Genomic DNA, 20,181 nt, shown 5'->3' on the forward strand with positions numbered 1-20,181 from the left:
CACATGAAACATTCGGATATTTAACTCCTGACGAGTTCTACAGGCAGGGGAAAAACGAGGTTTGATACTCTACTTTTATGGGTGCACCTCAAAACTTATTCCGTGCTAGAGTTCGGGCGCATCAATTACGAGAATGTAGCATATTTCAATTTTGAAACTAACCCGAAATTGAACAGGACTTTTGAAGAAAACATCAGCCCGGATTATTTGATACCGATTCTGTCCCATATTTCAGGGCAGACAATAGTAAAGGAAAAAACTCTGATCATATTTGATGAAGTGCAGCTTTGCGAACGGGCATTGACCTCATTGAAGTATTTCTGTGAAGACGCACCGGATTACCATATAATAGTGGCTGGAAACCTGCTGGGAGTAGCAGTCAACCGGGCGAAATTTTCATTTCCTGTCGGCAAAGTAGATATGAAAACTATGTATCCTATGGATATGGAAGAATTTATGATCGCAATGGGAGAAGAAAAGCTGGCAACGAAGGTCAGACAGTGTTTTGAAACAAATACAGCAATGCCGTCAGCTTTGCATGATGCGGCGATGCAGCTTTATCGACAGTACCTTGTTGTAGGCGGTATGCCGGAATGTGTGCTGCAGTTTGCACAGACAAGAGACTATATTCTTATACGTAATACTCAGGATACGATACTTGCAAGTTATCTCAATGATATGAGTAAATATAATAATTTGAATGAAATCAAGAAGACGAGGCTTGCATATGATAATATAACTGTTCAGCTTTCAAAAAAGAATACTCGATTCCAGTACAAGCTGATCAAGAAAGGGGGCAGAGCTTCTGAGTTTGAAAACGCTATCGAATGGCTCTGCCTTTCAGGGATAGTATCGCAGGTTTACCGTATAGAGCAGATAAAGAAACCTCTGGAAAATTATCGCGATATTGATGCCTTTAAGATCTATGTATCAGATTTGGGGCTGCTTTGCGCTAAAAAAGATCTGGTGGCGAATGATATTTTGTATATGGCAGAGGAACTGAATGACTTCAAGGGTGGTATGGCTGAAAATTATGTTAATGTACAGCTTTCTATTAACGGATATCATACTTATTACTGGGAATCTGCCCGTGGAGCAGAGATAGATTTTGTTATACAGCGGAATGAACAGCTTATACCGATCGAGGTAAAGTCTGCAGACAATACCAGGGCAAAGAGTTTAAAAGTTTACATGGAGACCTACGATCCGGAATATGCCATAAAACTCTCTGCTAAAAATTTTGCATTTGAAGATAATAAAAAGACAGTTCCACTATATGCAGCGTTTTGCATATAAAGTTCAACATGAAATCGTGGTAGTGCTTAAAAATTATCCTTGACAAATCCTCTACAGGTTCTATAATTAAAACAAGAATAATTCTAAAGAAGGCGATTTGATGACAAAGAACGGGAAGCTGATACTGGAGATCGTTCATGGATCTTCAGAGCATCCTACAGCTGAACAGATTTTCATGAAAGCACGAGAAAAGTCACCCGGAATAGCTCTGGCGACGGTTTATAATAACCTAAACTCGCTTGTCAGTGAAAAGCTGGTTCGCAGGATAAGGCTGAAGGGAAGTCCGGACAGGTATGACAGGACCGCGCGCCACGACCATATGATATGCGAGCGGTGCGGCAAGATATCAGACGTGCACCTTGACGATCTGGGACAGGAGCTCGAGCGCGAAACAGGCGTGAAGGTCATATCATACGATCTGAATATCCATTATCTGTGCGATGAGTGCAGGAAGAACGGTCAGAATTGAACGACGGTGGATGGGAGATCATCGGAAAATCAGTGAAACACACGATGCGGTCATCGGTGCCGCAGCATCCGTATCGTGATGAGTTAAAAAGGAGCGGCACAGAAAAGAGGAAGAGATGAACAAGTACGCAGGCACACAGACAGAAAAGAATTTGATGGAGGCATTTGCAGGGGAATCACAGGCGAGAAACAAGTATACATACTTTTCGTCAGTTGCAAAGAAAGAAGGATATGAACAGATCGCGGCACTGTTTTTAAAGACTGCAGACAATGAAAAAGAACATGCAAAGATGTGGTTCAAGGAGCTTGAAGGCATAGGAAACACAGCGCAGAATCTTGAAGCCGCAGCAGAAGGTGAAAACTACGAATGGACAGACATGTATGAAGGCTTTGCAAAGACTGCAGAGGAAGAAGGCTTCCCTCAGCTGGCAGCAAAATTCAGACTCGTCGGAGCGATCGAAAAGCATCACGAAGAACGCTACAGAGCGCTTCTCAATAACGTGGAGACAGCAGCTGTATTCGAAAAGAGCGAGATCAAGGTATGGGAATGCCGCAACTGCGGACACATCGTTGTAGGAACAAAAGCTCCAGAAGTATGTCCTACATGCAACCATCCGAAGAGCTATTTTGAGATACACGCAGAAAACTATTAAGAGTCGGCATCAGCATGATGCAAACGTGATACAGTTATCCGGGAACAGGTCAGGCTGCATGCAGGGCCTGTTTTTCTGTTTTGAGCTGTTGACAGCAATGGAGAAGAGACGGTTATGAGTGAGATAAGGAACGTTACACATATAGATAATGTCAGGCTGAGTGATGACGGCAGCTCGGTGATCATACTCGATCAGAGCAGGCTGCCGATGCATACCGAGTATATTGAGATAAACAAACCGGCAGAGATGTACGATGCGATTTTTCATCTGAAGGTCAGAGGTGCACCGGCGATCGGCATATTTGCAGCATACTGCATGGCGGTTATTGCAAAGAAGGCAGCCGGTCGGCAGGCAGACCGTGAAAGTGCAGCAGAAGGAAATGTGCAGCTTTTTACAAAAAAACTAAGAGAGTACGGCGAATATATAAAGTCTTCAAGGCCTACGGCCGTCAACCTTGCATGGGCGGTGGACAGGACTCTGGCGGCAGCCGGAAGCGCAGAGAACGGCACGACCGCAGATATCGCGGAGGCTGTGAAAAACGAGGCGCTCAGCATACACCGCGAGGATATCGAGATGTGCAGGGCGATTTCCGAATATGGCCTCACGGTCATAAGGAACGGCGACGGGATACTGACTCACTGCAATGCGGGACCGCTCGCAACATCGAGGTACGGGACAGCGCTGGGACCGCTGCTGCTCGGAGCGGAGCGGGGAATGGAGTTCAGGGTATTTGCGGATGAGACGAGACCTCTGCTGCAGGGTGCAAGACTGACTTCATACGAACTTCAGAAAGCCGGCATAGATGTGACACTTATCTGTGATAACATGGCGTCAGCTGTGATGAAAAACGGATGGGTGCAGGCATGTTTTGTCGGCTGTGACAGAGTTGCCGCAAACGGTGACACGGCGAATAAGATAGGCACATCGGGAGTGGCGATACTTGCAAAGCACTACGGGATACCGTTTTACGTGCTCGGTCCGACGTCGACCATCGACCTGGACTGCCAGTCGGGAGCGGATATACCTATAGAGCTGCGTGCGCCGGAAGAGATAAAAGAAAAATTTTACAGCGAACCGGTGGCTTTGGATGAGATCAAGTGCTACAATCCGGCATTCGATGTCACGGACAGCAGTCTGATAACGGGGATAATCACGGAAAAGGGCATCTGCAGGCCGCCGTTTGCCGAAAGTCTCAGGAGAGCGGTAGAAAGCGCTCGTGAAGATAAAGACAGAGATTTTTAACAGGGAGTGTGAAGGGTAATGTGGTTTTTGATACTGCTTGGGATAGTGTATCTTGCGGTGAACTTTTTTCTGTGGCACAGAGTGGTAAGACTGCTCAGGCATGTGCACGGTTTTTTCGGGGAAAAATGGGTAGTGTGCGTTTTTACGGTGATATATCTGTTTTTTCTCAACAGCGTATGGCTGTGGATGTTGTTTGACGATCAGAAATGGATATCGGCGTTCAAGTATATAAATAATATCTGGATAGGAATATTCGTGTATTCGCTTATTTTCATGGCGGTGGCGGAGCTTGTGACGTTCGTTCTCTGGGCTCTGAAGAAAATGCGCAGGGGTTATGCCGGATACCGTAAATATATCGTGACCAGAGGTGCGATAGTCGTGTCGCTCGTGATCGGATTCAGCGTTTACGGCGTCATACACTATCACAAGATAAGCGTGACTGATTACGATGTGGATATAGACAAGTCCACACAGGCGGGAGAGTCGATGAAAGTCGTGCTTGTTGCGGACACTCATCTCGGATATTCCGTGGGCGAAGACATGATGAAGCAGATGGTGGACAGGATAAATGCGCAGGATCCCGATCTCGTAGTGTTTGCAGGCGATATCGTCGACAATGACTACTTCGCTATGACGGATCCGGATGGGATAGCGAAGACCCTGTCCGGGATAAGATCGAAGTACGGAGTCTACGGGGTCTATGGCAACCATGATGTAGAAGAAAATCTGATAGGCGGATTTACGATATCTATAGGCAAAAAAGTCCGGGTGCAGCCTGAAGTGGACGAATTTGCAGAAAAGGCGTGCATCACGATCCTTCAGGATGAAAGCACTGTCGTTGCGGGAGACATAACGCTCATAGGCAGGTGCGACGCCACGAAGACGAACAGCGACAGTCCGCGAGCTTCGATCGCAGAGCTCACGTCGGAGGCAGACCGCAGCAAGCCTGTGATATGCGTAGACCATCAGCCTTCGGAGCTTCAGGAAAAGGCGGATGCCGGTGTCGATCTCGACCTTTGCGGGCATACTCACGACGGACAGATTTTCCCGGGGAATCTGACGATAAACCTGTTCTGGGACAACGCATACGGACTCCTGAAGGTCGATGATATGTACTCGATCGTGACATCAGGAGTCGGAGTATGGGGGCCGGCCATGAGAGTCGGGACTGACAGTGAGATCGCTGTCGTGAACGTGAATTTCAGATAGTGCAGAAGGTATGATGCATATAATGCGGAGATCACGGTCAGTGTGGGAGTATGAGCGGTGTGCTGAATCCGGTGCAGCGAATCCCGCACACCGGATTCAGCACGGCGGCATAGACTGGAATATTATCAGGTCTTCGCCGATGATCACGATACTGCTCCAAGGCAGTTCGCATATGTCATCAGGGCTTCTGCTGAAAAAACCGGTGCTTTCCAGAGACGGGACGAGCACCGATTTTATTTTGCCCGTCTTTTTTTCAAATATCATTTCGGCATCCCATAACTGACCATAGCTTCTTCCTGTCGAGACATCGACTATCTCTTTGTTTCCGATTTCACTTAATCGCATAATTGACTCCTTTAATACAGATAATATTAAAGATATTAAACAGAACAGGAGAATATGAAGTGAAAGAAGAGAAAACCGAAAAAAAGACTCCGGATCAGGAGGATATCACGAAAAGCCTGATAACCGATCTGGGACTTCTGACGACCGGGACTGATTTTGACAGCGATATACAGTATATAAATATAATCGGCAGCATCGAGGGACACACCGTGCTCCCGGCAGACAACAAGGCTACGAAGTACGAACATCTGATACCTCAGCTTATCGCAGTGGAGGAGAACCCGAAGCTCAAGGGTCTTCTGGTGATACTGAACACGGTCGGAGGTGACGTCGAGGCAGGACTGGCACTCGCGGAAATGATCTCGACACTGTCAAAGCCGACAGTGTCGCTCGTGCTGGGTGGAGGACACAGTATAGGCATACCGCTTGCGACAGCGGCGGATCATTCGTTTATAGCAAAATCCGCGACGATGACACTGCACCCCATCAGGACAGCGGGGATCGTGATAACATCGGAGACTACCTTCGATTATATGCGCAAGACGCAGGAGCGGGTGATCGATTTTATAGAAGAACACTCGGATGCGGAGCGTGACAAGATCGTATCACTGATGAACAGCAACGATAATATGTCGAACGATGTCGGCACGGTACTTTTTGGAAGTGAAGCCGTAGAGACAGGGATAATCGATGAAGTAGGCGGAGTATCGCAGGCCATACGACAGCTGAGACGCATGATAGGCGAGATGCAGGAGTAAGCGGGACCTGTTGCGATGTTCGATGCGAGGGAAGGTGCAGCTGTGGAGCATATCAAAAAAACAGCAAAAGTACAGATGCATGCATTGACAAGATTTTCCACATGATATAAAATACAGATAGGTAAAAAATTCCATTAACAAATGTGGCAGCAATTATCGAAAGGAGCATGATGGAGAATCTTTCACTGGTGATAGTAACGGATGACAGAGAATACGGCAGAGCGCTGGGACAGGCACTGCTGCAGCTGTGCAGCGGCATGATGATAAGGATATTCCGCAAGGAAGAGTTCTTTTTGAGGCGGCGTGAGTATGAAAACAGTGGAGAAAGTGCGGTCTTTCTCAGCTCGGCAGACATGATACTCTGGGACGGCCCGGAAGCGGAAGTATCATACGGCGGCAGGATAATACTGCTGACAGAGAAGCCGTCGATGGCTGTCAGCGATCACGTGGAAAAGCGGTTCTGTTTATACAAGTACAGTCAGGCTCAGAGCATAGCAGCGGCACTTTTTGATATATACAGTGATCTTACAGGGAATCATACCGTTAATGTAAAGCGGCAGCAGGTACGCATGCTGGCATTTTCCTCATGCTGCGGAGGTTCGGGATGCACGGTCGCGGCTATGGCTGCGGCTCAGGAGCTGTGCAGGTTCAGGGGCAGGAGAGTGCTGTATCTGTCATTCGAGGAGACTGAGTCTACAGGCGATTTCATGAATGTGTCGCCGGGCGTGAAAGGTATCGGTGTGTATCTTTATCATCTGTTCAAAGCCAGGGATACAGGTCTGCGTGTGCCGCAGGGCTCCGGCAGTGAGAAGAACTGCCCGCCTGTAGAGAGCTATACGATCCACGATGATTTCGGGGTCGAGACTTTTGCTCCGGCGGCCGGGAGAAATCCGCTCAGAGAGCTTTCGGAAGATGAACTCGATATCTTCACAGCATCGGTGATAGACAGCGGAAGGTATGATGTGATCGTGATGGATATAGGATCGGGTCTGTCTGCAGTGGATCTGGCGTGCCTGGGGATGGCAGAGAAGATCTGCTTTGTGAACAGGTCTGCGGGCAGTACGAGCAGAGAAGAACGTTATCTGCAGCATCTTATATTCAGCTGCGGGGAGAGTGTGATCGAGAAAATGATCAAAGTAGAGAATATGGTATCTTACGACCGTGAGGAAGATCCTCGCGACAGAGCAGATACAGCGATGCTGGATACGGAAGTATACCTCAGCAGGAGCAGCACATTCCTGCAGGGCGGGGAGATAAAACGCATATTTCTCGATGGCAGATTCGGACAGGATATAAAACTGCTCGCAGAAAAACTTGTGGAATTTTAAAAGATATATTGACAAATTTGCGTATGAGTACTAACATTATAGAAGAACTTAATAAAAAATCTTCAGGGCAGGGTGAGATTCCCGACCGGCGGTAAAGTCCGCGAGTGCGAGAGCACATGATTTGGTGAGATTCCAAAACCGACAGTATAGTCTGGATGGAAGAAGATATGTCATATGTGGCTGCGATAAGCAGTTGCAGTATTTTTGAAACCACAGGCTCTGAAACATATCGTTTCAGAGTTTTTTTCGGCAGAGGCAGGAGTGTGCAGTACCGCAATACGGTATGCATGCACGGCATATGTGCGATGCAGTGCAGCAGCTCGGCTTTGCGAGACGGTTTTTAAAAAGCCTGACAGAATACGACTTCACCCTGGAGAAACGATCCGGGGTGTTTTTATTTGAGAAAAACACAGCGACATGGAGGACAGACACTGATGACAGATGAGATGAAAGACAGAAAATACATGGAGCTTGCACTGGAGCTGGCACTGAAAGGCTGCGGCAAGGTCGATCCGAACCCGCTGGTCGGTGCGGTGATAGTGAAAGACGGCGAGATCATCGGCAGAGGATATCATACAGAATACGGGAAGCTGCATGCGGAGCGTGAAGCGCTGGCAGACTGCGGCAGTTCACCTGAGGGAGCAGTGATGTACGTGACGCTGGAGCCGTGCTGTCACCAAGGCAAGCAGCCACCCTGCACAGATGCTGTGATAGACGCGGGCATAAGGCGTGTGGTGATCGGTTCAGCCGACCCGAATCCGCTGGTGGCGGGAAAAGGCGTCGAAATACTGAAGGCACACGGCATAGAAGTCGTCGAAGGCTTTATGAGAGAAGAGTGCGATGCGATAAATCCTGCGTTTTTCCGATTCATAAAGACGGGAATGCCGTATGTGGTGATGAAATACGCGATGACGATGGATGGAAAGATCGCCACGCGCACAGGAGCTTCGAAATGGATAACATCGGAAGCGGCGAGAAAACGCGTACATGAAGACAGGAACAGGTACATGGCGATAATGGCAGGCATAGGGACAGTGCTCAAAGACGATCCGCTGCTGACATGCAGGATACCGGGGGGCAGAGATCCGGTGAGAGTGATATGCGATACACACCTGCGGATACCGGTGGATTCACAGATCGTGCAGACTGCGAAAAAATACCGGACACTGATAGCCACGGCACAGACCGGTGGCGGCGAAAACAGTGCCGGCAGATGCGGTGAATGTAAATACATCGAAGATAAATGCAGCGCCCTGACTGAAAAAGGATGTGAGATACTTTACATACCGGTGAAAAACGGTCATATCGATCTTGAACAGCTGATGAAAAAGCTGGGAGAACAGAAAATAAGCAGTGTGCTGCTTGAGGGCGGAGGCACACTCAACTGGTCGGCACTGGGAGCCGGCATAGTCGACAGACTGCAGGTTTACATAGCTCCGAAAATCTTCGGAGGAAAAGATGCGCCGTCTCCGGTAGGCGGTGCAGGTGTAGGGATGCCGGCAGAGGCATTTCTGACAGAAAAACCGAAGGTGACGTTCATTGGAGAGGACATACTTATAGAGAGCGAGGTGAAAAGGTGTTCACGGGAATAGTTGAAGAAACAGGAACAGTGAAACAGATAAGACGCGGCGCAGCTTCTGCAGTGCTGACTGTGGCGGCAGACAGGGTACTGACAGATGTGGCGCTCGGAGACAGTATCGCAGTGAATGGTGTGTGTCTTACGGTGACGGAGTTCTCGCGGAACGAATTCAGTGCCGATGTGATGCACGAGACTCTTGACCGGTCATCGCTGGGAGCATTGAAAGCCGGGAGTACGGTGAATCTCGAGAGAGCGATGAAGGCTGACGGCAGGTTCGGCGGACACATCGTTTCCGGGCATATAGACGGTACGGGAACGGTGTCGGACATCAGAAAAGATGACAATGCCGTGTGGTACAGGATCAGAGCGTCGGGTTCGATCCTCAGGTACATCGTGGAAAAAGGCTCGATCGCGATCGACGGGATAAGCCTGACGGTGGCGGCACTGGACGGCGACTCGTTCAGTGTGTCGGTGATACCGCATACCGCGGCGAACACCACGCTTTCATCAAAGAAAAAAGGCGATACGGTGAATCTTGAAAACGATATCATAGGCAAGTATGTGGAAAGGCTGATGCAGCCCGGCGCCGGAGTTTACGGTGCAAAGGGGCACGGTGCCGTCAGTCCGGGAACTTCCGGAAAAGCACAGAGCGGCGGCATCACGGAGTCGTTCCTCATCGAAAACGGATTTTAGACAGAAACGGGGGTTTTAAATATGAATACATTCAATACTATCGAGGAAGCACTTCAGGATCTTCGCAACGGCAGAGTGATCCTGGTGACGGATGATGAAGACAGAGAAAATGAAGGTGATATGATCTGCGCGGCTGAGTTCGCGACGACGGAGAATGTCAACCTGATGGCAAGCGTGGCAAAGGGGCTCATATGCATGCCGATGAGCGAGGAATTCTGCAGGAAGCTGCAGATCCCGCAGATGGTCAGCGAAAACACTGACAACCACGAGACAGCGTTCACCGTATCTATAGACCATGTTGAAACGACTACAGGTATATCGGCGGCAGAGCGAGGGTTTACAGCGAGAGCGTGCACAGATGACGATGCAAAGCCGCAGGATTTCAGACGTCCGGGACATATGTTCCCGCTCAAGGCGAAGAGGAACGGAGTCCTCGAAAGGAACGGTCACACAGAGGCAACGGTCGATCTTCTGAGGCTTGCAGGACTGAAGCAGTGCGGGCTCTGCTGCGAGATCATGAAGGATGACGGCACGATGATGAGAAAGAGCGAGCTGTTCGAGCTGGCCGAAAAGTACGATATGAAATTCATCACTATCAAGATGCTGCAGGACTACAGGAAAAAGCATGAAAAACTGGTGCAGCGTGAGGCGGTAGTGAACATGCCTACGAAATACGGTGATTTCAAGGCTTACGGATATGTCAACAAACTCAATGGAGAGCACCATGTGGCACTTGTGAAAGGTGATATAGGCGACGGTAAAGATCTGCTCTGCAGAGTGCATTCGGAATGCCTTACAGGTGATGCGTTCGGTTCGATGAGATGCGACTGCGGACAGCAGCTGGCTTCAGCGATGATGCAGGTGGAAAAAGAAGGGCGCGGCATAGTGCTTTACATGAGACAGGAAGGGCGCGGCATAGGACTGATAAACAAGCTCAAGGCATACGAGCTGCAGGACAGAGGCATGGATACTCTTGACGCGAACCTGGCACTGGGATTCCCGGGAGACATGCGTGAGTATTTCATAGGAGCGCAGATACTCAAGGATCTGGGAGCAAAGGAACTCAGACTTCTTACGAACAATCCGGACAAGGTGTACCAGCTTTCGGATTTCGGCATGGAGATCGTTGAGCGCGTGCCTATACAGATGGATGCGAACGAGATAGACCTGAAATACCTGAAGACGAAGCAGAAGAGAATGGGGCATCTGCTGAATTACTAGGAAACAGTGTTCGGAGGGTCCGGGTCTGCTCAGATACAGCGCAGCAGTGTGCGGCACAGGTTCGGAACCGGAGGACATTTAATAGATCGTGTATATGATAATCAAATCAAAAGGAGAACATAAAATGAAAGTATATGAAGGAAAACTTGTATCGGATAAGATCAGAGTAGGTATAATCGCAGCCAGGTTCAATGAGTTCATCACATCGAAGCTGCTGTCGGGAGCGCTTGATACGCTGAAGAGACATGATGTGGCAGAAGACGATATCGAGATCGCATGGGTGCCGGGTGCTTTTGAGATACCGCTCATCGCATCGAAGATGGCATCAAGCGGCAAATATGACGCAGTGATATGTCTCGGTGCGGTTATAAGAGGGAACACGTCACATTACGATTACGTGTGCAGTGAAGTCTCAAAAGGTATCGCGCAGGTATCGCTTGCCAGCGGGATCCCTGTTATGTTTGGCGTGCTTACCACAGAAAATATCGAGCAGGCGATCGAAAGAGCGGGAACAAAGGCCGGCAACAAGGGATCAGACTGTGCAGCCGGTGCGATCGAGATGGTCAATCTTATGCGTGAGATACAGTAGACAGTGATATTTTCATGTGGTAATGCAGCCTGGTATAATGTAGAATAAGAGGTATAAGAAGGAGGTGGCAGTTATGGCAGAATTGAACAGGCATGAAAAGACCGGCGCAGTACTGGTCGTGATTCTTGTTCTGTGTGCTGTGATATGCCGCCTCCTTTCCCGTTTTGATGTTGTGGATGATGGATTTAATTATTTATGTTCGCTGTTGAGGGCGGGAATTTATATTGGGATCATCATCACGTGGGGTATTTCTGTGCGTAGGCGTGTGCTCAACCGTTCTGCCCGCAGATATCTGATGTCAATAGCAGCTCTGCTGTTGTTCTGGTTCGTGATAAGAACATGTAAATTTTTATTTCTGGAAGGAATGCCCGCACTGCAGTATTACTGCTGGTACGGTTATTACATACCTATGATACTTATTCCTCTGATGGGGGTCTATCTTGCCATCTGCCTGGGAAGACCGGAGGAATACATTCTGCCGGCTCCCTTAAAGGCGCTTATGATCCCGGCGATTGTTTTTATCTTACTGATCATTACTAATAATTTTCATCAAAAAGTATTTGATTTTCCGTTTGGAATGGAAGCTGCTGATTCCATTTATGTACATAAGCCGCTTTATTTCGTGTGTCTGGGCTGGATACTCGCAGAAGTGATCGCATTCCTGATCCTGCTTTTAGTGCGAAGTCATGTGCCGGGCAAAAGAAAAAGGATCTGGGCGCCGGTGATACCTGCAGGTGCAGCATTTTTATACGTAACAGGATATCTTATGGGGATACAGCCTCTTTACCTGATCGCAGGTGATATGACAGCTGTTTTTACTCTGATCATGCTGGCTGTCTGCGAGGCCTGTATCCGCAGCAGACTTATCCCGTCCAATACGAGATACAGTGAATTGTTCCATGCCTCGACGATAGGGGCACAGATCGTAGATGAATCTTATAACAGATATCTTGCATCGGATAATGCAAAGGAGTTTTCTAAAGAACTGATGCGCTGCACGGAGAAAGGTCCTGTCGAATTGGGAAACGAGAGGCTGTCCGGAGCCCCTGTCACCGGAGGACATGTCCTGTGGGTCGAGAACATTTCCATGGTGCAGGATGTACTGGAAAAACTGAAGCGGATCAGCTCTCGCCTTTCTGAAAACAACAATATCCTCAAAGCGGAGGTAGAGCTAAAGGAAAAGCAGGCACAGGCTGATGAACACATGCGTATTTATGATAAAATAACAGAAGAAGTGGCGCCGCAGCTTTGGAAAATAGAAACGCTGCTGGGACTCTCGGATGATCATATGAAAATGATAGAAAATCTGAGCCTTATCTGTGTGATAAGCTCCTATATCAAACGGCGTGGCAATCTGATCCTTCTTGGAGAGGAAGCCAGTTTTTTTCCGGCGCAGGAGCTTGAATACTGCCTTCGGGAGTCCATGGAAAATCTCCGGCTCTGCAGAGTAGCAGTATCTCTTTCTTGCAGGTGTCAGGGAATACTGCCAAAGGATTCTGCCATGGCAGCATATGATTTTTTTGAAATGATCATGGAAGCCGCACTTCCGACGATGAATGCGATCCTGGTCAATCTTGCAGTGGAATCCGAAACCGTTGAGATGACATTTTCTATATCGTGTGACCTGTCATCCATAGCGCTGGACAGAGAGTTTCTGGCACACCATGATGCAGCAGCGATAATATCAAGACAGGAAGACGATGTACACATCACATTCCTTTTGCCGAAAGGAGGTGCTGTGAAATGAGGTCGATATTTTCACTTTCAGATGCAGGACATTCTCTGCTGCTGATACTGATGTTCCTCACCTGGTGCTTTCAGATGTTTGTATGCTGCATGGGATACTTTTCCAAGGCAAAATGGATACACTGCAGAATCTTGTTCGTGCTGGCGGCTCCGACCCTTTTACTGCTGAGTTTTCTGACAGCAGGCATTGCCAGACAGACTGCTGATGAACCGATGTGGACGATCACGCGAAAGCTGATGGATATCCCGGCAGCAGCGGTATTCGTATTTATCGCTCTTGTTTCAGGATATACGTGCTGGATCATGTGGCATGAATGGAGATACAGAAAGGTCAACATCACGAGAGCGTCTGTCAGAGAAGGTGCGGACCTGATGCCGATGGGCCTTTGTTTTTTTAAGGGGAACGGACAGCTGATAATGGTGAACTTAAAGATGGAGAAACTCAGTCATCTGTTATGTGGAGAGGCTTTACAGAATGGAGAAAGCTTCTGGCAGACTATTTCTCAGGGCGATCTGGAATCCGGAGCACAAAGAAGCAGGGTCATGGATGTTCCGGCGGTGATACTGCCAGATAAAAAGGCATGGATCTTTGACAGGCAGGTGATTTACGTGGATGGTGAGGAAATCGTCCAGGTGACAGCAATGGATGCAACGGAGCTTTACGATCTGAGCAACAAGCTGAAACAGGAGAATTCCGTGTTGCGCAGCATGAATGCAAGACTTAAAGTGTACAGTCGCAGGGTGGATGATCTTGCGAGAATGCAGCAGAGGCTTGCCATGAAAATCCAGATCCATGATTCCATCGGACAGAATCTTATGATGACGCGACATTATCTGCTTCAGGAAGCACAGGGAGCTTCGAATCAGGATCCTGCGCTTATTCTGCAGAACTGGCAGCACACGATTGCTCTGCTTCGCCGTGAAGTGGAGCCTGATAAATCGAAGGGAGTTGTTCAATATCTTATAGATGCGGCAGAATCAGCAGGTGTGGAAGTTTTGCTGCAGGGAGAATTGCCGCAGGAGAGCAGAGCGGTGGAACTCATAACAGCCGCAGGTGCAGAGGCATTGACCAATGCAGTTCGCCATGCCGATGCCAAACAGCTCAGGATGAAAGTTTCCCAGACTGATCTGGTATGCAGTGTTGTCTTCACTAATGATGGCAGACGACCGGAGAAGCCTTTGCAGGAAGGAGGAGGACTTACGGGACTCCGCAGACGTATCGAGGGAGAAGGCGGCACTATGACAGTCAGCGCCGATCCGGAATTTTCACTGACAGTCACGATCCCTAAGGAAGGAAAGGTGAATGTGATATGACAATAAATGTACTTATCGTTGAAGACGATCCTATGGCACGGAAACTCTTTGAAATCATACTGAAAAACAGCGGACGATATCATCTTGAAGCATCTATCGAAAGTGCCTCACTGGCAGAGTTTTACTGCATGACCAGTCCTGTTGACCTGATACTTATGGATGTATGCACGGCGCTGCATGCCAGTGGTCTTGATGCAGCGGCCAGGGTAAAGGAAAAGTATCCGCAGATCAAGATCATCATAGTCACAAGCCAGCCGGAGTGTGATTTTATTGACCGGGCAAGGCTGGGCGGTGTGGACAGCTTCTGGTACAAGGATCCGTCTGAGGACATACTGCTTGAGATCATGGACAGGACCATGGCTGGAGAGTCGATCTACCCGGATACGACTCCGATGCTTAAGCTGGGGATGGCCAGCAGTGTGGAATTCACGCCGAGGGAGCTAGAGGTTCTGCGGGAGCTTACCAGCGGCGATACGGATGACATCATAGCGGAGCGCCTTCATCTGTCGGTACATACTGTAAAGAAGCATATCAAAAACATGTTCCAGAAAACCGGATTCACATCAAGGACGCAGCTGGCAGTCATGGCAAGGGAAAGCGGGCTGGTGATCAGGGGATTTTAACAACACAGGAGGAGACATCTCTTTGACTGTAAGGTCGGGAGGTGTTTTTATTTTTTGAAAAGTACTCTTTTGAGTGATGTGTCATGACAGCAGAATTGTTAAAATATTTTTAAATAAAGCATAATTGGTTATTTCCCATAAGATCGAAGAATTATTTTAAGAGAAGGAGAAGGGCAATGAAAAAATTAGTTACTGTAATACTTTCGCTGATGCTGGTGTTTGCTTTTACAGCATGTGGAGGAGACGGTGGTTCCGGAGACAGTAAAAGTGCAAAATCCGATCCAAATGTAATGCAGATAGGAGATTATACGGCAGAATACAAAGGTTATGAGATCGTAAAAGACTCTGACGGGGATGATGCTATCGTAGTGACCTGGAATTTTACCAATAATGGAGAAGATGCGAAGTCATTCACATGGGCGTTCAACTATACGCTGTTCCAGGATGGTGTAGAGCTGGGATACAGCACGGTATTTGTCGGTGATTCTTATGATGCTATGGATGAGAATCTGATGACTGATATCAAGCCGGGAAATTCTCTGGAAGTAAAGTCTACAAACAAGCTGAGCAACCTTGAAAGTCCTGTAGAAGTAGAGTTTTCAGATATTTTTGACGAAGAAACAGACTCGATGGAAATCGATATCACAAAATAAGTCTGTATGATCAAACGGAGGTGGGTCTATGAAGAAGAAGATTATGATCGCGTTAGCGGTCCTGGTAATGTGTTTTGCTTTTGTTTCATGCGGCAAAAGTATGGCGGACAGTCCGTATCTGGGAACATGGAAGGCTGTCAGCGCAAGTTACAGCGGCATGGACATGTCGGTAGAGAGTATCCTTGGCGGTGAAATGACATTCGAACTGAAGGATAACGGCAAGTGTGTCCTTAATGTTGCAGGTGATGAGGAGACAGGTAAATGGTCTGAGAATGAAGATGGTTTTAACGTAGAAGACCAGTTTGATTTCAAGGTAGACGGTGATGTGGCAACTATGGATTACAGCGGGGTGACTATAACCCTGGAAAAACAGTAGTATATATTTTTCTTATTAGCCATAAATCGTCTTGGTGACGGTTTATGGCTGTTTTTATAGTATCGCTGCCTGCGCGCCGGGTATTCGGCGGGGTGCAGTAAATCAGGAAGGAGCAGAATATGGGGCTTATTAAAGCAGCAGCAGGTGCTGCAGGCGGAATGATGGCGGATCAGTGGAAGGAGTTTTTCGTATGTGATGCCATCGACGATGATGTGCTGGTGGTCAAGGGAAGCAAACAGGCGTCAGGAAGATCATCGAATACGAAAGGCGAATCAAATGTTATCTCCGACGGATCAGCCGTTTCCGTTGCTGACGGACAATGTATGATGATCGTTGAGCAGGGTCAGGTCATAGAACTTTCGGCAGAACCCGGGCTATTTATTTACAGGAACGACCTCTCGCCGTCCATATTCGCAGGGAACCTGAAGGACGGTCTTATGGGAGCTGCAAAAGATGCCTGGGAGCGTTTTAAATTCGGAGGCGGTTCGGGAAAAGACCAGAGAGTCTATTATTTCAACACCAAGGAGCTGCTTGGAAACAAATACGGCACGGTCAATCCGATCCCGTTCAAAGTAATGATCGATCCCACTATCAACAGATTTCTGGGGATCTCGGTCCGCTGCAACGGAGAGTATTCGTACAGGATCGTAAATCCGATGCTGTTTTATACGAATGTCTGCGGTAACGTGCAGAACGAATACAACAGAGAGGAAATCGACAGCCAGTTGAAATCAGAGCTTCTGACAGCACTGCAGCCGGCACTTGCGAGAATATCTACAAAGGGGATAGATTACAGCGAGATCCCGCTTTACACGAAGGATATCACGGAAGCACTCAACGAGGAACTGTCTTCTCAGTGGGCAGAAAAAAGAGGTCTGCAGGTCGTTTCGTTCGGCGTCAATTCCATCTCTGTTTCAGACGAAGACAAGCTGAAGATCCAGAATATGCAGCAGGCTATATTCATGTCGGATCCGAGCATGGCCGCAGGAAATTTAGCATCAGCACAGGCAGATGCTATGCGTACAGCAGCCGGCAATGAAAACGGTGCAATGATGGGATTCATGGGCATGGGCATGGCAGCTCAGGCAGGTGGAATGAATGCAGGCGATCTGTTCCAGATGGGACAGCAGCGGGCTCAGGCAGCGGCAGCACAGCAGCCACAGCAGCCGGCACAGCAGCCTCCGGCAGGAGGGGCGGCTCCTGCATCATCAGCAGCAGGAAGCTGGACCTGCAAGTGCGGGACAACAGCCACCGGCAAATTCTGTCCGGAATGCGGCAGCCCTAAGCCGGCAGAGCCACAGGGATGGACCTGCAGCTGCGGCGCAGTGAACAAAGGTAAATTCTGTTCAGAATGCGGCGCGAAGAAACCGGAGGGAGCCCCGCTCTATAAGTGTGACAAGTGCGGCTGGGAACCGGAAGATCCGACAAAGCCTCCGAAATTCTGTCCGGAGTGCGGTGATATTTTTGATGAAAATGATGTGAAATAGGAGGAGTGAGCCATGGGACTTTTTGATAAAAAATTCTGCGATGTATGCGGAGAAAAGATCGGTATGCTGGGAAACCGTAAACTGGAGGATGGCAATCTCTGCAAGGACTGTGCGAAGAAGCTTTCTCCGTGGTTTGACGACAGAAGGCACAGTACACTGGAGGAGATCAAAAATCAGCTTCAGATGCGTGAGGAAAACCGCAGGCTGGTAAGTTCCTTCCATCCAGGCAGGGTCATTCGATCGGACAGATACAACCTGTACATAGATGAAAGACAGCAGATGTTCACCGCTTCGGTAAACCTTGACAGGGAAGATAATCCGGATATTATTTCCCTGAGCCAGATCACCGGATGTAATCTGGATGTGAATGAAACGCGTACGGAGGAATACCGCACGGATCGTGACGGAGAGAGAGAAAGCTACGATCCGCCGCGGTACAGTTATTCGTATGATTACTACTTTTATATCTACCTGAATCATCCGTATATACGTGAAATGAAGCTGCGTCTCAATTCTATGGATCTTTCCGAGGACGATCGCAACCGTCGTCATGATGTTGAGAGAGCCGGACAGGAAATGATGAGTTATCTGCAGAATGTGACTGGATGCATGGCCGGCGGAATGGGCATGAATCAGGGCATGGGCATGCAGCCGGGAATGGGTATGAACAATCAGGGCATGGGCATGCAGTCCGGAATGGGTATGAACAGCCAGGGCATGGGAATGCAGTCCGGAATGGGTATGAACAGCCAGGGCATGGGAATGCAGCCGGGAATGGGCATGAACAGCCAGGGCATGGGAATGCAGCCGGGAATGGGCATGAACAGCCAGGGCATGGGAATGCAGCCGGGAATGGGCATGAACAATCAGGGCATGGGAATGCAGCCGGGAATGGGCATGAACAGCCAGGGCATGGGAATGCAGCCGGGAATGGGCATGAACAATCAGGGCATGAACAGCCAGCCGGGCATGGGCATGAACCCGAATATGCCGCAGAATATGAATGTGCAGAGCTGTATGGGAGCTGCTGCCGGAGCCGCTGCAGGTGCTGCCGGAGCAGGCTTTGCAGGAAGTACTGCTGATGGTCCATGGGTCTGCCAGTCGTGTGGAGCAACCAATACCGGCAGATTTTGTGAAAGCTGTGGCAGCCCGAGAAAGTAGAATCGAGAACTGACGAAGTGAAGAAGGAGGTTCTTATGAAAAGGAAAATACTGGCAGCCGTTCTCGCGCTTGCAATGTGTTTTGCATTTGCAGGATGCGGCGGAGATGGCGGCGATAAAGACAAAACCAAAGAAAAGCCAAAAGTGACATCCATTACAGGCAGCTGGGAGTGTGAGGACATAGAAGTTACCGATAATGGTGAGAAGGTCAGTAAGGATACGATCAAGATCATGTTCGGCAAGGATTTTTCCAGTGTTCTTAAGCTTGCTGTTTATGGTGACGGGTCAGCGGACATCAGTATGATGGGAGATGAGGGTGCCGCTTCATGGACCGAAACGAAAGACAATGAGTACAAACTTTCTTATACCGGTTCTGAGTCGGAAGGTGCTGAGAATATGACAGCGAAGATGGATGGTGACAAACTGGTCGTAACTATGAAAGATACTTATCTGTCTGACGGCAAGGAACAGGGCATGGAGATGAGATTCACGATGAAGTACCTCGGAAAGAAATCCAAGCTTATCGAAGGATGGGACGTAACGCTTGATGACGATGAAGTCTATGCGATGAGCAATGCCATGGTAGGAGGATCCTGTGTTGAAGCAGACGGAATGCTGTACGGGGATTACGGCGGCAAGGAATGGGGCAAAGGCGCCTTTACAGCTGCCAGGATCAAGGATGGCAAACTGGAAGACAAGACTGTCATTGCCGAGAATACTAAAGTCAGATGTCTGTCCGTATATGACGGAGATGTTTACGGAACTCTCGACAATGAGAAGATCATAAAAGTAAAAGCCGGGGAGACCAAGGCCGAAACTCTTTATACGGGAGCCTGCGACTATATGCAGGTGACGAAAAACGGCATTTATTTCACCGATGAAAACAATCAGTACTGCAAGGTGGATCTTGATGGGAAAAACAAGGAAACTGTACTGGGTAAGGAAGTGTTTTACCCATATCAGGTCAGCTCAGAGTTCCTGATATACCAGGATGATGCCGACGGGGAAACGCTTCATGTGTATAACATGAAAGACGGCAGCGACACGAAGATATCAGATATCATTTCATATGAACCGATGCTTCGTGGGGACTACATCTACTTCTATACGCCTGGAAACGGGGAAGATATGCAGTTCATGTGTCGTGTAGATATGTATTCAGGCAAACTGGACAAGGCTGAGAGGGCGGCTATCGTGTATGACTATTATGTGACACCGGACTATATCGCAGCTGCAAAGGGCGGATTTGTCAAAATCGAGTTCGATGAATGGGATACTTTTTCAAATACAAGCAGTGCAGGAACCAAGGCCTATCCGGTCTACAGCAACGGGAAGACATGGATCTCGAAAGCCTATGGAGAAACATTTATGGGTTCGAAAAAATTCAGCACAGATGATGGAAAAAGCATAGGATATACGTATGTGAAGGAAGAATAGGAGG

At 48.5% G+C, this 20,181-nt stretch carries 20 protein-coding genes and 1 riboswitch; of the genes, 19 read left to right on the plus strand and 1 reads right to left on the minus strand.

Features of this window, described 5'->3' with window-relative positions:
- The first annotated feature begins 102 nt into the window (after positions 1-102).
- The 5 genes from OCV59_RS08510 (at position 103) to OCV59_RS08530 (ending at position 4,868) form a co-directional block, all read left to right on the plus strand.
- Positions 103-1,296 carry an ATP-binding protein gene (locus OCV59_RS08510; protein WP_262584244.1) on the plus strand — a complete coding sequence of 398 codons (1,194 nt, stop codon included), beginning with the start codon at positions 103-105 and terminating at the stop codon, positions 1,294-1,296.
- Positions 1,297-1,396: 100 nt separating this feature from the next.
- Positions 1,397-1,765 (plus strand): Fur family transcriptional regulator, encoded by a 369-nt coding sequence (locus OCV59_RS08515; RefSeq protein ID WP_147594069.1) that lies wholly within the window; start codon positions 1,397-1,399, stop codon positions 1,763-1,765.
- Positions 1,766-1,880: 115 nt separating this feature from the next.
- Positions 1,881-2,417 (plus strand): rubrerythrin, encoded by a 537-nt coding sequence (gene rbr, locus OCV59_RS08520; protein WP_147594070.1) that lies wholly within the window; start codon positions 1,881-1,883, stop codon positions 2,415-2,417.
- A gap of 114 nt (positions 2,418-2,531) precedes the next feature.
- Entirely contained in the window at positions 2,532-3,659 is a 1,128-nt protein-coding gene (gene mtnA, locus OCV59_RS08525) for an S-methyl-5-thioribose-1-phosphate isomerase (protein WP_147594071.1), read from the plus strand.
- A gap of 18 nt (positions 3,660-3,677) precedes the next feature.
- A complete protein-coding gene (locus OCV59_RS08530) occupies positions 3,678-4,868 on the plus strand; it encodes a metallophosphoesterase (RefSeq protein ID WP_147594072.1) in 1,191 nt (396 codons plus the stop codon).
- 96 nt (positions 4,869-4,964) lie between these two features.
- Here the strand turns inward: OCV59_RS08530 and OCV59_RS08535 are convergent, their stop codons facing one another.
- Positions 4,965-5,213 (minus strand): YlmC/YmxH family sporulation protein, encoded by a 249-nt coding sequence (locus OCV59_RS08535; protein WP_147594073.1) that lies wholly within the window; start codon positions 5,211-5,213, stop codon positions 4,965-4,967.
- Positions 5,214-5,272: 59 nt separating this feature from the next.
- On the opposite strand from OCV59_RS08535, the gene OCV59_RS08540 reads away from it, so the two are divergent.
- The 14 genes from OCV59_RS08540 (at position 5,273) to OCV59_RS08605 (ending at position 20,177) form a co-directional block, all read left to right on the plus strand.
- Entirely contained in the window at positions 5,273-5,971 is a 699-nt protein-coding gene (locus OCV59_RS08540) for a ClpP family protease (RefSeq protein ID WP_262584246.1), read from the plus strand.
- 167 nt (positions 5,972-6,138) lie between these two features.
- Positions 6,139-7,299: a P-loop NTPase family protein gene (locus tag OCV59_RS08545; protein WP_147594074.1), complete on the plus strand. Its 1,161-nt coding sequence runs from the start codon at positions 6,139-6,141 to the stop codon at positions 7,297-7,299.
- A gap of 54 nt (positions 7,300-7,353) precedes the next feature.
- Positions 7,354-7,470, plus strand: a riboswitch (FMN riboswitch).
- A 275-nt stretch (positions 7,471-7,745) separates the two neighbouring features.
- Positions 7,746-8,891 (plus strand): bifunctional diaminohydroxyphosphoribosylaminopyrimidine deaminase/5-amino-6-(5-phosphoribosylamino)uracil reductase RibD, encoded by a 1,146-nt coding sequence (gene ribD, locus OCV59_RS08550; protein ID WP_147594206.1) that lies wholly within the window; start codon positions 7,746-7,748, stop codon positions 8,889-8,891.
- Positions 8,876-9,571, plus strand: coding sequence for a riboflavin synthase (gene ribE, locus OCV59_RS08555; RefSeq protein ID WP_147594075.1), 696 nt, complete (start codon positions 8,876-8,878; stop codon positions 9,569-9,571). The genes ribD and ribE overlap by 16 nt, the downstream gene beginning before the upstream one ends.
- 21 nt (positions 9,572-9,592) lie before the next feature.
- Positions 9,593-10,792, plus strand: a complete 1,200-nt coding sequence (locus tag OCV59_RS08560) for a bifunctional 3,4-dihydroxy-2-butanone-4-phosphate synthase/GTP cyclohydrolase II (protein ID WP_147594076.1) — start codon at positions 9,593-9,595, stop codon at positions 10,790-10,792.
- Between the two features lie 124 nt (positions 10,793-10,916).
- Entirely contained in the window at positions 10,917-11,381 is a 465-nt protein-coding gene (gene ribH, locus OCV59_RS08565; protein ID WP_147594077.1) for a 6,7-dimethyl-8-ribityllumazine synthase, read from the plus strand.
- 73 nt (positions 11,382-11,454) lie between these two features.
- The gene (locus OCV59_RS08570) at positions 11,455-13,128 is read left to right on the plus strand and encodes a histidine kinase N-terminal 7TM domain-containing protein (protein ID WP_147594078.1); all 1,674 of its coding nucleotides are present in this window, start codon (positions 11,455-11,457) and stop codon (positions 13,126-13,128) included.
- Positions 13,125-14,441, plus strand: a complete 1,317-nt coding sequence (locus tag OCV59_RS08575) for a sensor histidine kinase (protein WP_147594079.1) — start codon at positions 13,125-13,127, stop codon at positions 14,439-14,441. Before OCV59_RS08570 ends, OCV59_RS08575 begins: the two co-directional genes overlap by 4 nt.
- The gene (locus OCV59_RS08580) at positions 14,438-15,064 is read left to right on the plus strand and encodes a response regulator transcription factor (protein WP_147594080.1); all 627 of its coding nucleotides are present in this window, start codon (positions 14,438-14,440) and stop codon (positions 15,062-15,064) included. The genes OCV59_RS08575 and OCV59_RS08580 overlap by 4 nt, the downstream gene beginning before the upstream one ends.
- Positions 15,065-15,240: 176 nt before the next feature.
- Positions 15,241-15,717: a DUF5067 domain-containing protein gene (locus tag OCV59_RS08585; protein ID WP_147594081.1), complete on the plus strand. Its 477-nt coding sequence runs from the start codon at positions 15,241-15,243 to the stop codon at positions 15,715-15,717.
- 28 nt (positions 15,718-15,745) lie between these two features.
- Complete coding sequence (locus OCV59_RS08590) at positions 15,746-16,093, plus strand: hypothetical protein (RefSeq protein WP_147594082.1); 348 nt, start codon at positions 15,746-15,748, stop codon at positions 16,091-16,093.
- Positions 16,094-16,212: 119 nt separating this feature from the next.
- Positions 16,213-17,580 carry an SPFH domain-containing protein gene (locus OCV59_RS08595; RefSeq protein ID WP_147594083.1) on the plus strand — a complete coding sequence of 456 codons (1,368 nt, stop codon included), beginning with the start codon at positions 16,213-16,215 and terminating at the stop codon, positions 17,578-17,580.
- Positions 17,581-17,592: 12 nt separating this feature from the next.
- Complete coding sequence (locus OCV59_RS08600) at positions 17,593-18,741, plus strand: DUF4428 domain-containing protein (protein WP_147594084.1); 1,149 nt, start codon at positions 17,593-17,595, stop codon at positions 18,739-18,741.
- Positions 18,742-18,776: 35 nt separating this feature from the next.
- The gene (locus OCV59_RS08605) at positions 18,777-20,177 is read left to right on the plus strand and encodes a DUF5050 domain-containing protein (RefSeq protein ID WP_147594085.1); all 1,401 of its coding nucleotides are present in this window, start codon (positions 18,777-18,779) and stop codon (positions 20,175-20,177) included.
- The last annotated feature ends 4 nt before the right edge of the window (positions 20,178-20,181 follow it).

The sequence above is a fragment of the Brotomerdimonas butyrica genome, from assembly GCF_025567305.1.
Taxonomy (GTDB): Bacteria; Bacillota; Clostridia; order Peptostreptococcales; family Anaerovoracaceae; genus Lentihominibacter; species Lentihominibacter butyricus.

Bases quoted from the DNA above. Each gene is read 5' to 3' on its own strand.
- OCV59_RS08575 (WP_147594079.1), top strand. From the start codon at position 13,125: ATGAGGTCGATATTTTCACTTTCAGATGCAGGACATTCTCTGCTGCTG.
- ribD (WP_147594206.1), top strand. From the start codon at position 7,746: ATGAAAGACAGAAAATACATGGAGCTTGCACTGGAGCTGGCACTGAAA.
- OCV59_RS08595 (WP_147594083.1), top strand. From the start codon at position 16,213: ATGGGGCTTATTAAAGCAGCAGCAGGTGCTGCAGGCGGAATGATGGCG.
- OCV59_RS08605 (WP_147594085.1), top strand. From the start codon at position 18,777: ATGAAAAGGAAAATACTGGCAGCCGTTCTCGCGCTTGCAATGTGTTTT.
- OCV59_RS08545 (WP_147594074.1), top strand. From the start codon at position 6,139: ATGATGGAGAATCTTTCACTGGTGATAGTAACGGATGACAGAGAATAC.
- OCV59_RS08585 (WP_147594081.1), top strand. From the start codon at position 15,241: ATGAAAAAATTAGTTACTGTAATACTTTCGCTGATGCTGGTGTTTGCT.
- OCV59_RS08580 (WP_147594080.1), top strand. From the start codon at position 14,438: ATGACAATAAATGTACTTATCGTTGAAGACGATCCTATGGCACGGAAA.
- OCV59_RS08570 (WP_147594078.1), top strand. From the start codon at position 11,455: ATGGCAGAATTGAACAGGCATGAAAAGACCGGCGCAGTACTGGTCGTG.
- ribH (WP_147594077.1), top strand. From the start codon at position 10,917: ATGAAAGTATATGAAGGAAAACTTGTATCGGATAAGATCAGAGTAGGT.
- OCV59_RS08560 (WP_147594076.1), top strand. From the start codon at position 9,593: ATGAATACATTCAATACTATCGAGGAAGCACTTCAGGATCTTCGCAAC.
- OCV59_RS08600 (WP_147594084.1), top strand. From the start codon at position 17,593: ATGGGACTTTTTGATAAAAAATTCTGCGATGTATGCGGAGAAAAGATC.
- OCV59_RS08535 (WP_147594073.1), bottom strand. From the start codon at position 5,213: ATGCGATTAAGTGAAATCGGAAACAAAGAGATAGTCGATGTCTCGACA.
- rbr (WP_147594070.1), top strand. From the start codon at position 1,881: ATGAACAAGTACGCAGGCACACAGACAGAAAAGAATTTGATGGAGGCA.
- OCV59_RS08590 (WP_147594082.1), top strand. From the start codon at position 15,746: ATGAAGAAGAAGATTATGATCGCGTTAGCGGTCCTGGTAATGTGTTTT.
- mtnA (WP_147594071.1), top strand. From the start codon at position 2,532: ATGAGTGAGATAAGGAACGTTACACATATAGATAATGTCAGGCTGAGT.
- OCV59_RS08530 (WP_147594072.1), top strand. From the start codon at position 3,678: ATGTGGTTTTTGATACTGCTTGGGATAGTGTATCTTGCGGTGAACTTT.
- OCV59_RS08515 (WP_147594069.1), top strand. From the start codon at position 1,397: ATGACAAAGAACGGGAAGCTGATACTGGAGATCGTTCATGGATCTTCA.